Raw genomic sequence first — 16,329 nt, forward strand, 5'->3', positions numbered from 1 at the left:
TGTATCTCATAAAATCTAGTACTATCTATCTTTCTGAAGGTATATTTTTTAAACCTCTCAAAGTGCTTTTTTTAAGCTCCAATTTCTTTCAATTCCAGGACTGCTCGATTACTTCTATTGCCTTTTCCAGATAAAGATTTTTATTATAATTTTTGGCACTTTCTTGAATTTCATGATCCAATTGTAAGCCATTACGTTGCACCTCCATTCCCTCTGGATAAAATGCGGTCATTTTAGTAAAATCTATGGATGTACCATCCATTAAAATTAGTTCATTTCTGTTGAGAACAGCACCTCCGGTTTGTTCTCCAAGCGTAATAACATTCGGAGCAGCTTGTATTGCCATTCCTATCCATTCTGCTTTACTTAAAGTAGATCTGTCTACAAGCAGAACAACTGTTCCTTTATAATAACTTTTATTCCGCTTTCCGGCAGCAAAAGGGTTCATAATCCACCTTAGAGGTGATTTATAATCAGGCTTCCCATACGCCGGCAAATTAGGAGCAAGTGCCTTTACGAATTTCTTTCGACGTGGATACAAATGCTTCGGAAGAGTACCTGTAGAAATATTTTGTGGATAATTACGAAGATCTATAACAATTCCCTTTGTTCCTTCAAATTTCTCAAATGCAACATCTACTTCATCTTTGGTAATCTCATACAAATTCATATAACCAATTTGTTCACTCAACATTTTCCAGTTTTCAGTTCTTTCAGGGTGCTTTCGTCGATACTTTTCATACGAATTCTTCAATGCATATAAATGAATATATTGCTTCACCCTATCTCCATTCTTTTTTAAGAGACCTACCTTAATGGAGTCTCTATCAGATGCCAGTAAATAATTATTTTGAATTTCATTTTTAAGGTAGTTTTCATTGGAAACACTAATAACTGATGAAAATTTATCAGTGTAATACTTCCCGAGTTTCACACCTTCTACGGAATAGATAATATCTCCAACAGAAATTTTATTCCTCTTTATTGAATCTTTATTAAAGATCCTTGTGACTAGAAGGGAATCATTGATTATTCTCCCTCCAAAGTTTGGAAAATGAGTAAGCGACTTTAGTGTATGACTTGAGTAGTAATTTGCGTGGGAATCGTTTAGTTTACTGAAAAGTTTCTCTTTAGCCAACTCAAAGGTCCCTGAACCGTCCTTGCTAAATTCCTTGATCATTTCAGGTAACACTTGATTCCAGGGTGTTTCAGTAAGATAAATATTAACGTTCCAGTATTTCATGGCATTCCAGAAGTGCGCCAAAAATAGTAGCCGGTGAGCTTTGTTGGTTGCATCAAAATCCTCCAGTGGTTTATCATTCTCAAATTCAACAAAACTGGCTAAACTGTGGACCGATGCATAATGATCTTTATAGTTTTTATTGAATTGAATATTCTCCAGAAGTGCCTGTAAATTTTTACTAAAATATGACTTTGCTATCCAATCAAAGTCAGCATTTCCACTAAAGAGTCTATCTCTCTTTTTCCAATTCTTTTTCGGCTTTAGTTTTCTTGAATCAAAGCCTTCTACCCAGTCCAGGAGTTTTGCATTAAATTCCTTGCGACTATCTATCCTCTTCATTTTTTCTAACTGCGTAAGGAACTCAGCATTGATATTGAATTCACCCCTACTTACTTCAGGATGATGATATTTTAATAATCCCCATACCTGAATAAGCTTTTCAGTTTTTGTTTCTTCAGAAAGTTTAGCTTGTGAAAAACAAAATTGGGAACAGGTTAAAAATACTAACAGTGTAAATATCTTCATGATGTTTTTAATTCAATCTAAGTTTTTAAAATAGCAATAAGGTTTACTAACTAAAAGATTTTTGACATTTATGGATAGACTCATATTAAACTGTAATCACCTTTAATTAGAATTGGTTTGTTGCGTTAAGCTATTCTACTCAGGATTCTTTATTTCCCTGGTTAGATCGCAGGTTACAATTTCCTTTTAAGAACTTGTGGATCTAATATTTCTTGGGATAAAATAACCCGAAGTACTTTAATTTCTTCTTGAGTCAGGGATATTCCATCATTATTGCATAAAAGTATCCTTGAAATAAATATTTCATTACCATCCCTCCAACCTATTAAATCATTTGATGTTGGGCACATTTTCTCAGTATTGTAAACTAATCTTTAATAGCATTTGAAATACCAGATAAAACAATCGCTTATTTACTTTCCGATACAGAAATTAGAAAAAATATTTCCCAATAATTCATCATTGGTGACCTGGCCGGTGATTTCTCCAAAATATTCCAAAGCTTCGCGAATATCTATGGCCAATAAATCGCCTGATAAACCGGTGTTTAGACCTTCTTCTACTTTGTTGATTTCTTCCAAAGCTTTTAAAAGTGCATTGTAATGACGACTATTGGTTACAATGGTATTATTATTTCTCAAAGCTCCTGTGTTTACAAACTCAAGTAATTTTTCTTTTAGCTCCTCTACTCCAACTCCGGTTTTAGCCGACAATAACTGTAAACTGGTTCCGGAAATAGTGCCCAGGCTTTCTTTTAACCGTAACAAAGCATCTTCAGAAAGCTGGTCTATTTTGTTAGGAACAATGATTAAAGGTTTCTGAGGAAATTGATTTTTTATTTTTTCGATTTCAACAATTAACTTCGATAAACTAATGTTATCCTGAGAAGATTTTTCCTGAGAAATTTCTTCTAATCTAGACGTATCAAACAAATACATTACTACCTGCGCCTGCCCAATTTTCTCAAAAGTTCGCTTAATACCAATACTTTCTACAATATCTTCAGTTTCACGTATTCCAGCAGTATCAATAAACCTAAATCCAACACCGCCAATACTCATTTCGTCTTCAATAGAATCCCTTGTGGTCCCGGCTACTTCAGAAACGATAGCTCGTTCTTCATTTAAGAGGGAATTTAATAATGTAGATTTTCCAACATTTGGTTCGCCAACAATCGCTACAGGAATTCCATTTTTAAGTACATTCCCGGTGGCAAAAGAATCTATTAAACGTTTTAAAACCTGTTGAATTCTGGCAACCAATTCTTTAAACTGATCTCTATTTGCAAACTCTACATCTTCTTCTGAGAAGTCTAATTCTAACTCAATTAAAGAAGCAAAATCCAGTAATTCCTGTCGTAACCTATGAATTTCATTCGAAAATCCGCCTCGCATTTGTTGCATGGCCATTTGGTGGGAAGCCTGGTTTTCAGAAGAAATTAAATCGGCTACCGCTTCAGCCTGGCTTAAATCCATTTTTCCGTTTAAAAAAGCACGCATGGTAAATTCACCGGCTTCGGCCGATCTACATCCTTTTCTTATCATTAACTGAATAATTTCCTGCTGAATATAGGGACTTCCGTGACAGGAGATTTCTACCGTTTCTTCCCCTGTATAAGATTTAGGGGCTCGAAACACCGAAATCAGCACTTCATCTAGGGTACGATCCTCATCCATCAAATTCCCCAAATGTAAGGTATGACTGGCCTGATCACTTAGCTTTTTTTTACTCTTAGCCCTAAAAAGTGGAGAAACAATGTTCAATGCTTTGGGACCGGAAACCCTAATAATAGCAATAGCCCCGGCACCTGAAGGTGTGGCAAGGGCTACAATGGTATCGTTTAATTTCATACTGCAAAGATAAAAAATCAGTTTGCAGTATGCAGGTTTTAGTCAGCAGTTGTCTAAAATAAACTACCTCGGGGTATTACAGCCTTTGGCGGTGCCAATAAAATCGTAACATAAAATCAAAATTCTTCAATAATAGGGGAGGAAAATTGAATCGTTTAAAAATGTAACAAAGTACTTAAGAACTCGTCTATTAATAAAAGGTACATTATAATCAATCTAAAACCTATTCCAAGTTAGAAGAAAATAGGATATCTTTACTGTAAAATATTTTTATTGAATTAATACGTTATGAATCAAAATACAGCCTCATCCACTATTGAGGGAAGCCGAGAGAACGCTATGAGAGAAGACAACCAAATGCTTGTTATTACCCATTTAAGTCAGTTACTGGACCTTATTACAGGAATTGGCGGTTTTATTGTTCCCTTAATTTTATGGCTTACACAAAAAGATAAAGTTTTAGGAATGAATTTTCACGGAAAAATGATTCTTAACTTTCAAATAAGTATGTTTATATACAGCCTAATATGTATTCCGCTAATCTTTTTGTTCGGGCTTGGCATTATTGGGCTTATTGGCATTGCCCTTATTATGCTCATCCTCCCTATTTTAAATGCCATAAAAGTGGGGAATGGAGAAACTCCCAATTATCCTTTAAGCATTCAAATAATAAAGTAGAAGATTCGTTATTTAAATCTTCATCATAAATAATTTCGAAAACCAGAAAGGCAGCCTATTTGGCTGCCTTTTTACTATATTTTTATTGCACACATTTAAGGTAAAAAACCTTACAGGTTTCAAAGTTCGCCAGAAGCTCTATTCGGTAGACTACCTCGGAGCAGTTTACCTTCTAAAATACCAATAAAAAAGCAGCCAATTGGCTGCTTTTTAATAAATAATCGATACTATATACTCAATACTAATTATTAAGCATTACCGGCATCACCAGCATTGTAATTTTTTCTCCCGGATCTAAACCATCTACAGGCGTTAGAATTCCCGCGCGATTTGGCAAACTCATTTCCAGTTGTACTTCATCTGAAGTTAAATTGTTCAACATTTCGGTAAGGAAACGAGAGTTGAAACCAATTTGCATATCGTCTCCCTGGTAAGAACAGGTTAAACGCTCTTCTGCCTTGTTGCTGTAATCTACATCTTCAGCAGAAATATTTAATTCGGCACCGGCAATTTTTAATCTTACCTGGTGTGTGGTTTTATTAGAGAAAATAGAAACCCTTCTCACCGAACTCAAAAACTGGTTGCGTTCTATGCTTAGTTTATTCGGGTTTTCTTTTGGAATTACCGCTTCGTAATTTGGATATTTCCCGTCTATTAAACGGCAAACCAGTTGCGTATCATCAAAAGTGAATTTCGCATTGGCATCGTTATATTCTATTAGAACTTCACTTTCACTACCGGCCAAAATTCCTTTTAAAAGATTTAGCGGTTTTTTAGGCATTATAAATTCTGAAGCCTGCGAAGCAGTAACATCTTCGCGTTGATATTTTACCAATTTATGTGCATCGGTAGCTACAAAAGTTAAGCCTTCTCCCGTAAACTGAAAGAAAACCCCACTCATTACCGGACGAAGATCGTCGTTACCTGAAGCAAAAATAGTTTTACTAATAGCGGTTGCTAAAATATCTCCTTCTAATACAGTACTGCTCGGGTCTTCCAATTCCACAGGGTTAGGAAACTCCTCGCCATCGGCATAAGCAAGCGCGTATTTACCGTGGTTAGAACTTAATTCAATAGTATTATTATCTTCGGCTACAAAGGTTAATGGCTGTTCCGGAAAGGTTTTTAGCGTGTCTAAAAGCAATTTAGCAGGAACTGCTATTTTTCCTTCGGAATCTGATTCTACCTTAAGTTTTGCAGACATGGTAGTTTCAAGATCTGAAGCAGAAACCGTAAGCTCATCTTGCTTAAGATCGAATAAAAAATTGTCTAAAATTGGAAGGGTGTTGGTGTTGTTTATAACCCCACCCAATATCTGAAGCTGTTTCAGCAAATAACTGCTGGATACAATAAATTTCATCGGCTTTGTGATTAATTAGAAATCAATACAAATATATTTTAATTGATTAAAAGTTAAGCTTGCGACGGGGAGTTTTTATTAACATCATAAACAATAAAATATTACACAAAACATTAGAAAACAAACACTTAAACCAAATAATAGGTTTGAAATTGTTAATATGTCGATTTCATTTCTATAAATGTAAAGTACAGAAATGCTATTTCAGATATTTCTTTTTTCGGAAGTAATTAAAGCCAAAGGCGAATAATCCCAAAACAATTAAGGGAAGAACAATATTGATTACCTGCCACTTTTCGCGTTCTGCTAAAGTTTTTTGATCGTCCAGAAAGGCAATACTTATTTCTTTACTTCGTATATCTATAAGTCCGTTGTCGTCAAGCATATAATTAACCGCATTCAGCAAAAATTCTTTATTGCCATAGGTATTTCCCGTATAAGGCTCAAAGCCAAGCTCCAGGGGTTTACCACGTTGAACCTGGTTTTTAATAACATCGCCGTCCGCTATTACCAGCATTTTTGTGCCTTCACTTTCCTGCAAAGGATTTTCAATTTCAAAAGGTTTAATCCTGTTTTTATAAACCGAAGTAAAATTACCTTCCAGCAAAACTGCCAATGGTTGCTCACCATCTTTATAGGCAGCTAGATTAGGCTCCCTACTCACCATATCAAGACTAATTTCACGGGGCGTACCTTCAACCTTGGTTTGGGGGGAACTGCTTAGCAAAACTGTTTTTTCAAGAGTATTTTGGAGCGTATCAATTTGATTGGCATATTCAAATTTAACCGCTTCAATATTATTGATAATTGGGTGGTTGTTTGGCGAAGTGGTTAACGGACTGTAAAACCATGGGTAAGGATTAAACCGGGTATTGTTTCCCTGCCCCGAAGCCAAAATAATTGGTGCTGAATAAATATCGTTGATCAAAACAGGGTTTATCCTAATGCCGTAAGAAAAGAAAAAATCGCCTAAATTAAGGTCGCGCGGTAAGGCAAAAGCCCTGCCCGAAGGGTTTAACAAGCTATCGGTTTCCATAGCAACGGCTTCAGTTAACCAAAGGGACTTCCCTCCCTGCATCATATATTGATCTAACACATATTTTTCTTTCTCGGTAAAAGCCTGGGTAGGTTTTGCTTCAATAATTAAATCGAATTCGCTTAATTGTTGCAGTGTTTTTTGAGGGTTTATCGCCACCGAATCTAAAGTAAACGGCGCCATAAAATAATAATCCTGTAAGGTTTTTATAAAGCTTGCTATTTGGGCATCTGGTAATTCCCCATTGCCTCGCATTACCGCTATTTTCTTTTTACGCGGATATACCAATTTGTTAAGTGCGTTGGCAAAGGCATACTCCAGTTGTTGTACCGAGCTGGATACACGCTCTTCCTCTGTAGCACCCAGTTTATTTTTTAATAATGGAATTTGCACTTTTTGATCTCCCATCCTGGCCACCGCCCAGGGAAAAACCAGAGCTTCAGAGCTTTTACCATTTTCCTGAACGCTCACTCTTGCCGGCGCCATTCCCTGCTGGTAAAATTTCTGGGCAACAGCTTCGGCATCGTTGCTTTCTTCTAAAGGATTGATAAAAGTGAATTTAATATTTGAATTGTAAGCCGAAAACTCTTCCAGCATTTGCCTGGTTTCATTTCGAAGTCGCCTAAATTCTGAGGGGAAATTCCCTTCCAGGAAAACTTCTATAACAACAGGAGAATCGGCATCTGAAACAATTTCCATCGCTGCCGGAGAAAGTGTGTATCGCTGGTCTTGAGTTAAATCTATACGTTCAAAAAAGTTGGCAGCAATAAAATTTATGGCCACAATGCCAATAAGCCACAGAAATAAGGTTTTATAAATAGTATAGTTTTTCACAGCCTAAGATTTATTCTGAATTGCAATTAATCTTAAATGCGTAAGTTTTAAAAAGAAAACTATAAAACTTAAAAAATAGATCACGTCCCTAGTGTCTATTACTCCCCTACTTATACTTTGGTAGTGAAAACTTATACCCAGATATTCTGCACCATAGCTGGTACTACCAAAAAGATCTAAGTTACCCAGCCCTTCAAAAGCAAAATAACTTAGAAAGCATAAAAAAACCGAGATAATAAATGCAATGATCTGGTTTTGGGAAAGCGAAGAAGCAAAAATCCCAATGGCGGTATAACAGCCGCCAAGAAAAATTAACCCCAGATAAGAACCAAGCGTGGCCCCAAAGTCAAAATTCCCTACCGGTTTACCTAATTGATGAATGGTAATTACATATAAAATACTGGGTGAAATTGCTAAAATAACTAATGTTAAAGCCCCAAAATATTTCCCTAATATAAGCTGCGTAAAATCAATAGGCCGGGTTAGAAGCAGCTCCATAGTACCCTGGCGTTTTTCTTCAGAAAAGCTTTTCATGCTTATGGCCGGGATAAGAAAAATAAAGATCCAGGGGGCAAGGTCAAAAAAAGGTTTTACATCGGCAAAGCCATTATCCAGAATATTATAATCGCCCGTAAAAACAAATAAGAACAAACCACATACTACTAAAAAGATCCCTATTACCAGGTAACCTGTGGGAGATGAAAAAAAAGAATTTATTTCCTTATGTAGTATGGCCAGCATTATCAGTTATCGGTTATCGGTTGTCGGTTTGTTTCATATTTGGTTTGGTGTGTTTTTTTAAACTTTTTTTAATCGAAATTCTATTAACATCTCCTTCTCACTTCACTCCTCGCCTTTTACTCTTCACTCTTCACTACTTTAGTGCTCCAGGCCACCGGTTTTGCATTAAAAAGCACTTTAGTTTTTGCCCAAACGCCTTTAAATAATTCTGAATTTCGGTAATGTTCTAAAGAAGGCTCATCTACCCAATAACTATACGTAAAAAAGATATTTGTATTGTGTTTATCTTGTAATAGTTCTAATTTCTTACAGCCTTCAAATGCTCTTATTTTAGACTTATTCTCTTCAAAATTAGTCAGAAATTCCTGTAATTTTGAAGGATCGAACTCCATTTTCACTATTCTGTGTATCATTTCTCTTCAAAATTAATGGTTACCGTATCCCGGTGTTGCAACCCAAAAAGTGTAGATGCACTACCTACCGTAGAGGGATTACTTTTATAAATAGCTAATTCTATATAACCGGCCGAATTAAAGAGTGCAAGTTTTTTACCATCTTCTTCTCCCCTTTTTTCCTTTTCAACTTCAAAGTTTATCCAGTCTGAATAGGTTTCATATATTTTTGGAAAGGTAACCATTCTCGCACTTATTAGGTACTTTCTTCCTTTTCCAACGCTTTCAAAAAGCTTACGATTAATATTGGTTACCACGTTTCCATAGTTATCAATATATAAAACGTGCCCAACAATTTGGTTTCTTTCTGAATTTATAATGGGTTCAAACTGCTTTAAATATTTTATATCATTAATATTCTTGCCAATTACTTCCAGCGTCCCACCGCGGGCCAAATGGCAGGCCACTCTCACAAAGACATCTAAAACCGGAAAATTTGTTTGTATAGCCCCATGAATGTTAATTTCAACAATTTTTGCCGGCTTAATTTCTGATGCCAATAAAGATAAAATTCCATTATTGGCACAAATGAAATAATGATCGTCCAACAATACCGCTAAATGCTTATTCTCTGGAGTAAATTCTGAGTCTATCCCAATAATATGAATACTACCTTTTGGAAAACTATTGTAGGCATTTTTAATAATATAGGCAGCCTCGCTAATATGAAATGGCGAAACCGAATGTGAAATATCAACAATCCTCACATCGGGCAACTCATTATAAATAGCTCCTTTAACCGCGCCCACAAAGTAATCTTTCTCTCCAAAATCGGTAGTTAAAGTAATAATTGCCATAGGTAATTGTTAATATTTTTTTAGCTTGTAAGCGCTTATTTTATGTAAGTTTGTATAGTAAGCAAAGATAATTTTAATTAAATTTTCATTCAAAAAATCAATGAGAATAAACTTAAAATTAGGCAGTCAAAATTAGCATTAAAACTTAGTAGCAACAAATAAAGAGCCAGTATAAATAAAAATGTTTTAAACATCTCTTTTCAACTAAAACCATAAGCTTTTGAACGAAATTGTCATTGAACTTTCAGAGATTAATCCCCGCGAATTTTTTGGGCAGGGAAATGAACATATAGAACTTTTAAAAAAATATTTCCCAAAATTAAAAATTGTAGCAAGAGGAAATAGGATTAAAGTTTTTGGGGACGAAGAAATGCTGGAAGAATTTGATGAACGCATTACGATGCTTATGGATCATTTTGCAAAGTATAATAAACTTGATGAGAATGTAATTGAAAGAGTGCTTACCAGTGAGAAAAGTTCAGATTATCAAACTTCAGAAGAAAGTGGTGAAGTTTTGGTTCATGGAGTTGGCGGCCGATTGGTAAAAGCGCAAACTGCCAACCAGAGAAAGTTGGTAGAACTAATGCGTAAAAACGATATGGTATTTGCCATTGGCCCGGCCGGTACCGGGAAAACCTACACCGGGGTGGCACTTGCCGTGAAAGCTTTAAAAGAAAAACAGGTAAAAAGAATTATCCTTACCCGTCCCGCCGTAGAGGCCGGTGAAAACCTGGGTTTTCTTCCCGGAGATCTTAAAGAAAAATTAGATCCGTATATGCAGCCCTTATACGATGCCCTTCGGGATATGATTCCGCATGAAAAACTGGATTCATTTATAGAAAAAGGCATCATTCAAATTGCACCGCTCGCCTTTATGCGTGGCCGCACCCTGGATAATGCTTTTGTTATTTTAGATGAAGCCCAAAATACCACCCACGCGCAAATGAAAATGTTCCTTACCCGTATGGGGAAAAGCGCCAAGTTTATGATTACCGGAGACCCGGGACAAATAGATTTGCCACGCAGGGTAATTTCAGGTCTAAAAGAAGCTCTTCTTGTACTTAAAGAAGTTAAAGGAGTAGGAATGATCTACCTGGACGATAAAGATGTAATTCGCCATAAACTGGTTAAAAAAATCATCTCTGCTTACAAAGAAATTGAACATACCGATTAAAGTAATGCTTCAATTTATATTTAATTCAATTCCAAAAATTCAGAATAAATTCTAATGAATAATACCATTATAAAAACCGATTTTAATTTTCCGGGGCAAACCGATGTTTACAAAGGTAAAGTAAGGGATGTTTACACCTTAAAAGATAACAAGCTCGTAATTGTAGCTACAGATAGGCTTTCGGCTTTTGATGTAGTGATGCCAAAGGGCATCCCATACAAAGGCCAAATCCTTAACCAAATTGCCACAAAAATGATGCAGGCAACACAAGACATTGTACCTAATTGGCTGGAGGCAACCCCAGACCCTAACGTGGCTATTGGGCAGGCTTGTGAACCTTTTAAAGTTGAGATGGTTATTCGCGGCTACCTGGCCGGCCATGCTGCCAGAGAGTATAAAGCAGGAAAACGTATGCTTTGTGGTGTAGAAATGCCTAACGGAATGAAGGAAAACGATAAATTCCCCGAGCCAATAATTACGCCCGCCACCAAAGCCGAACAGGGCGATCACGATGAAGATATTTCGAAAGAAGAAATTTTAAAACAGGGAATTGTTTCTCCCGAAGATTATAAAATTTTAGAAGAATACACCTTAAACCTTTTTAAACGTGGAAGCGAAATCGCTGCCAAAAGAGGATTGATATTGGTGGACACCAAATATGAATTCGGAAAAAATGCTGAGGGAAAAATTGTACTAATAGATGAAATTCATACCCCGGATTCTTCCCGCTATTTTTATGCCGATGGTTATAAAGAACGCCAGGATAAAAATGAACCACAAAAACAATTATCTAAAGAATTTGTGAGACAATGGCTTATAGAAAATAACTTCCAGGGAAAAGAAGGCCAGGTTCTTCCAGAGATGAGCGATGAGTATATCGAGTCTGTTTCTGAACGTTATATAGAGCTCTATGAAAAAATTACCGGGGAAGCTTTTGTAAAAAGCGACATCAGTAATATTGAAACGCGTATTAAAGATAATGTTCTGGAGTATTTGAAGTAAACTACCTCGGGGCAAGCCCACGAGGCATTCGTTGGACACAAATTTTTAATTTCGAGGCAAGCCTTGGGGTATTACACCCTTTGGCGGTGCCAATAAAGATTTTTGGTTTTTTACGTCACCCCGAATTTATTTCGTGGTCTACATTAAAAGGAAGTTCTTAAACGTTCTATCCACATTAGATGCTGAAATAAATTCAGCTTGACGTAATTCTAGTCATCCTGTCCCGAAAGCTTTCTGAAAAGCATGAGGTGGTATTTGTCAACCTGAACTTATTTCAGGATGACGTTTAGGTTAATCTCTAAGAAAACTGATACCCCACCAACCTGGGATCGGTTAAGGTGTCCTGTCGTTGCAGCCATTTTATGCTGATAGAAATATAGTCAAGATCGTTATTTACCCTGCCGTAGCATTTATAAATTCCTTTGCTTCGCAATGGATATTTTTCTGCAGTAGTCGGAAATTGAACCGTATCAAAAACATTGCCCTCTATATCAAAAAAAGTCCCGAAATACATATATTTCCCGTTAGAAGTCCCGGTTTTTTTAGCAGTGATTAGCGCACCATAAATCAATATTTCTTTACCTACACAATACTTTAAATCTTTTGCCCTTACCGATTTCTCTATAGGGTTTTTAAGCAATTTAAAATGAGAACAAAGCGGAAAACCCAATAATTCCATCTGGTCAAAAGCTTCTATTAATGCTGAATATTCAAACTTCGGAAGCTCAAAATCCCGATGGGAAATATTAAATAACTTTTCTTGTTTAATCATCGGTTTAGAAGCATTCAACTTAAAATGAGCTTTCCACAGTAAATGATGCTTATCTGTTTTTGTAAACCTAAATGCATCTATTTTTAACAAAATACTAAGCTGTTCTATAGAAATAGAAACCCGGTCTATAAAGTCATCAAACGATTTAAAAGCACCAAAAAACTGTCGGTTCTCCAGGATTTGCTGTACGGTTTTAGTCTCCAACTCTTTGATATAGCCTAATCCTAAATAAATATCTTTTCCAAAAATACTGTTGGGGTGATCGCTTTTATTGATACAAGGGGGATGCACTCTCCCACCGCATTTTCTAATTTCCTGGATATAAGTTTCTACATCATAAAATCCACCGCCATTATTAAGTGCAGACACCATAAATTCCAGCGGAAAATACTTTTTTAAATATAAACTTTGGTAGCTTTCTACCGCATAAGAAGCCGAATGTCCCTTGGGAAATGCATACCCGGCAAAGGAGGAGATTTGTTCCCAAACCTCATCAATAATTTTTTTATCGTAGCCCTTTTGCTTGCAGTTATTCCTAAATTTTGCTTCTATTCGCTGCATCTGGCCTTTAGAAGTTTTCTTCCCGCTCATTCCCCGGCGCAAAACATCGGCATCTTCAAAACTAAGTCCGGCGAATTTATGCGCTACTTTCATCACATCTTCCTGGTAGACCATAATCCCATAAGTATCTTCCATAATTTCCAACATTACGGGGTGTCCCTGTTTTCTACGTTTAGGATCGCGATGCCGTTTTATATATTCTTCTTTCATACCACCACTGGAAATCCCGGGCCTGATAATAGAACTGGCAGCCACCAGATTCAGATAATTATCGGTTTGCAGTTTGGTAAGTAAGCCACGCATTGCAGGGGATTCAACATAAAAAACCCCCATACAATCCCCGGTTTTTAATAGTCTATTAATTTCAGGATCTTCTTTAAAAGCATCAACATTCTCAATATCCTCAATTTCAGCATTTGGTTGATTCTCCTTTATAATTTCAATAGCATCAGTAATCTTCGAGAGACCGCGTTGGGCAAGAATATCAAATTTATGAATCCCCACTTCTTCTGCGATATTCATATCTATCTGAATGGTTTCAAAACCTTTGGGTGGTAAAAAAGTGGCGGCATAATTATAAATACTGTCATTCAAGATTAAAATTCCACCGGAATGCACACTTAAGTAATTAGGAAAACCCTCAATTAAAGTACTATAGCGAAGTACCAATTTCTCTAATTCATCTAACTCACCTGGACTAAAAAAACCTGCCGAAAGTTTATCAATATTTTCTTTAGGCAAACCAAAAACCTTCCCCAGTTCCCGAGCAACAGCTTTACGTTTAAAGGTCACGTAGGTTCCCATAAGAGCTGTGAATTCATATCTTTTAAAGATAAACCGGGTAACTTCATTGCGGTCTTTCCAGGAGAAATCTATATCAAAGTCGGGCGGCGAACTCCTGTTTTCATTAATAAAGCGTTCAAAATAAAGATCCAGCTCAATAGGATCTACATTGGTGATTCCAATAATGTAGGCTATAATAGAATTGGCACCACTCCCCCGCCCTATAAACGGAAAATTCTGTGACCGGGCGTAACCTACAATGTCATAGTTAATTAAGAAATAAGAAACAAAACCTAATTTAATAATAGCACTCAGCTCCTTTTCTATTCGTTGTAAGACCTTTTCATTGGCAGCGGGATATCGTTTTGGTAAATTTTTATCACATAATTCTCTTAGTCTGGCCACATCAGCTTCAAGGCTTTCTCCTGAAACCCGTAAATTTCGATTTTGGGTTTTTCCGAATTTAAAATCTACCCGGCAGGCATTCACCAATTCTCGTGTGTTCTCTAAAATATGCTGAAAATCTTCAAATTCTGAAGCGATAACTTCCGAAGGCATCATTTGGTGAGAAAAAGAACCCTGTTCGCTTTTGGGAAGCCGGCTAAGCAATATATTATTATCTATGGCACGCAACAATCTATGCGCGTTATAATCTTGCTTATTTCTAAAACTCACACTTTGTTGTAAGACAAGTTTATCTTGATATTCCAGGTATTTTGAGAATTTTAGCTTCCGCAGGCTTTCTACAGAAATACCTATAAACTCATTATTTCTGAAACTTGTCTTTTTGTTTGCCACTACTTTTTCGAAAGGATAAATAATAAAACAATCAGGCAGTTTAGGGGCTTCAGGTTTAAACTCTTTTTTTGAATGAAGTTGCTTCGACAAATGTTCGTTTAACTGCCTGAAACCTTCATTGTTTTTGGCAAGGCCTATATATTGTTGTTGGGCTGCATTTCTAAAATCTATTCCCAATATTGGCTTTATGCCATATCCTGAAGCAATTTTTATAAAATTAAGGCAGGCTGAAGTATTGTTGATATCGGTAAGGGCTATAGCTTCAACTTTAAATTTACAACCCAACTCACAGAGCTTTTCTACCGAAAAAGTCCCGTAGCGTAACGAATACCAGGTATGGCAATTTAGATAAATCATTATTGTTTTCTGTGGGCCAGCACAATTGGCGGCTCGCCGTTAAACGGATTTCCCATACGCCCAATGGTTTTTGTACCCATGGTAACCGCTCGCATCACGCTGTGTTCGCCAAAGCGCTCTCTAATTTTATCTAAAGAATTATATAAATTCAACATCTCTTCCGAATCATCAAACAGGTTAATTTGGTAATTCCCACCCGCGAGACCGCTAAATTTCACACCTATTAACCTAATCAATAACCTACGCGAATAGAGTTGTTTAAAAAGCATTTCGACTTTAGGAATTAGAATATGGTCGGCACTGGTATAAGCTATTTTTGCCTGTTTGGAATGTGTTTGATAATCTGAATACCTAATCTTTACACTTATTAAACTGGTAAGCTTATTACCGCGTCTTAATTGGTACGCCAAACTCTCTGCCATTGCCACCAAAGTTGCATGTAGGCGTACCATATCTATAGTGTCCCGCCCAAAAGTGCGCTCGGTAGAAATAGATTTCCTTTCGTGATATGGAATAATAGGTGTATTGTCAAGGCCATTAGCACGTTTCCAAATAGTTCGCCCGGCTTTCCCCAGAACACTTTCTAGCATTTGTACCGGCATTTCCTGTATGGTTTTTATCTCCCTAACCCCTAAATTCAATAGTTTTTGAAAGGTTTTATTACCAACCATGGGAATTTTATTTACGCTTAATGGTGCAAGAAAGGTCTTTTCATTTCCATGCGGAATAACAATTTCTGCATTGGGTTTGGCTTCTCCCGTGGCAATCTTGGAAACCACTTTGTTTTGTGAAAGCCCAAACGAAATTGGCAGTCCACTTTCCTTTATAATAGTTTGTCTTAATTCGTGAGCAAATTGATTAATACCGAAAAACTTATCCATCCCACTTAAATCGGCATAAAATTCATCTACGCTGGCTTTTTCAAAACTGGGCACTTTACTTTTAATAATTTCCGTTACTTCTTTAGAGTATTTGGTATAGGTACTTGCATTCCCCTTAATTACTGTAGCCTGTGGGCAAAGTTGTCGGGCTACCTTCATAGCCATCCCGGAATGTACTCCAAATTTTCGGGTTTCATAACTACACGCGGCCACTACCCCACGGTCTCCCATTCCACCAACAATAAGAGGTTTGTTTTTTAGTTCAGAATGTTGTAAACGCTCTACCGAAACAAAAAATGTATCAAGGTCCAGATGTAAAATAGACTTATTTTTCATATTTGGATTATTTCCTTTTAATAGGATATTTTCCAAAATTATAAAATATTTAGACTCAAAATAACTAGCTTACGTTAAATTTTAAAAAAGAATTTTTAGCCCTTATAATTCTAAATAAATCAAAACAAAAGCACTTTTATTATCAAAAT

12 protein-coding genes are annotated in these 16,329 nt (G+C 36.5%); 3 read left to right on the forward strand and 9 right to left on the reverse strand.

The genetic code is table 11. The annotated features are described in order from the left end of the window. Positions 1 to 88: 88 nt before the first annotated feature. Both I6U50_RS09050 and mnmE read right to left on the reverse strand, forming a co-directional pair. A complete protein-coding gene (locus I6U50_RS09050) occupies positions 89 to 1,768 on the reverse strand; it encodes a S41 family peptidase (protein ID WP_198638615.1) in 1,680 nt (559 codons plus the stop codon). A gap of 413 nt (positions 1,769 to 2,181) precedes the next feature. Continuing rightward, entirely contained in the window at positions 2,182 to 3,618 is a 1,437-nt protein-coding gene (gene mnmE, locus I6U50_RS09055) for a tRNA uridine-5-carboxymethylaminomethyl(34) synthesis GTPase MnmE (protein ID WP_198638616.1), read from the reverse strand. Positions 3,619 to 3,957: 339 nt separating this feature from the next. Here mnmE and I6U50_RS09060 point away from each other — a divergent pair, with 339 nt between their 5' ends. Further along, positions 3,958 to 4,296, forward strand: a complete 339-nt coding sequence (locus tag I6U50_RS09060; protein ID WP_198638692.1) for a DUF4870 domain-containing protein — start codon at positions 3,958 to 3,960, stop codon at positions 4,294 to 4,296. 241 nt (positions 4,297 to 4,537) lie between these two features. Here I6U50_RS09060 and dnaN read toward each other — a convergent pair whose 3' ends face one another. From dnaN to I6U50_RS09080, 5 genes are all read right to left on the reverse strand, one after another. After that, positions 4,538 to 5,656 carry a DNA polymerase III subunit beta gene (gene dnaN, locus I6U50_RS09065; protein ID WP_198628159.1) on the reverse strand — a complete coding sequence of 373 codons (1,119 nt, stop codon included), beginning with the start codon at positions 5,654 to 5,656 and terminating at the stop codon, positions 4,538 to 4,540. A gap of 199 nt (positions 5,657 to 5,855) precedes the next feature. After that, the gene (gene gldG / locus I6U50_RS09070) at positions 5,856 to 7,526 is read right to left on the reverse strand and encodes a gliding motility-associated ABC transporter substrate-binding protein GldG (RefSeq protein ID WP_317192022.1); all 1,671 of its coding nucleotides are present in this window, start codon (positions 7,524 to 7,526) and stop codon (positions 5,856 to 5,858) included. A 3-nt stretch (positions 7,527 to 7,529) separates the two neighbouring features. Continuing rightward, positions 7,530 to 8,267, reverse strand: a complete 738-nt coding sequence (gene gldF / locus I6U50_RS15930; RefSeq protein WP_232805907.1) for a gliding motility-associated ABC transporter permease subunit GldF — start codon at positions 8,265 to 8,267, stop codon at positions 7,530 to 7,532. 116 nt (positions 8,268 to 8,383) lie between these two features. Continuing rightward, positions 8,384 to 8,680, reverse strand: coding sequence for a putative quinol monooxygenase (locus tag I6U50_RS09075; protein WP_198638617.1), 297 nt, complete (start codon positions 8,678 to 8,680; stop codon positions 8,384 to 8,386). Then, positions 8,677 to 9,516: an SAM hydrolase/SAM-dependent halogenase family protein gene (locus I6U50_RS09080; protein WP_198628156.1), complete on the reverse strand. Its 840-nt coding sequence runs from the start codon at positions 9,514 to 9,516 to the stop codon at positions 8,677 to 8,679. Before I6U50_RS09080 ends, I6U50_RS09075 begins: the two co-directional genes overlap by 4 nt. 220 nt (positions 9,517 to 9,736) lie before the next feature. On the opposite strand from I6U50_RS09080, the gene I6U50_RS09085 reads away from it, so the two are divergent. Next, positions 9,737 to 10,690, forward strand: a complete 954-nt coding sequence (locus I6U50_RS09085) for a PhoH family protein (RefSeq protein WP_193711773.1) — start codon at positions 9,737 to 9,739, stop codon at positions 10,688 to 10,690. Positions 10,691 to 10,744: 54 nt separating this feature from the next. Further along, positions 10,745 to 11,692, forward strand: coding sequence for a phosphoribosylaminoimidazolesuccinocarboxamide synthase (locus I6U50_RS09090; protein WP_198638618.1), 948 nt, complete (start codon positions 10,745 to 10,747; stop codon positions 11,690 to 11,692). Positions 11,693 to 11,990: 298 nt separating this feature from the next. Here the strand turns inward: I6U50_RS09090 and I6U50_RS09095 are convergent, their stop codons facing one another. Continuing rightward, a complete protein-coding gene (locus tag I6U50_RS09095; protein ID WP_232805908.1) occupies positions 11,991 to 14,963 on the reverse strand; it encodes a DNA polymerase III subunit alpha in 2,973 nt (990 codons plus the stop codon). Continuing rightward, entirely contained in the window at positions 14,963 to 16,180 is a 1,218-nt protein-coding gene (gene dinB / locus I6U50_RS09100) for a DNA polymerase IV (protein ID WP_193711881.1), read from the reverse strand. Before dinB ends, I6U50_RS09095 begins: the two co-directional genes overlap by 1 nt. Between the last annotated feature and the right edge of the window lie 149 nt (positions 16,181 to 16,329).

Source organism: Salegentibacter maritimus (assembly GCF_016236975.1).
GTDB lineage: Bacteria > Bacteroidota > Bacteroidia > Flavobacteriales > Flavobacteriaceae > Salegentibacter > Salegentibacter maritimus.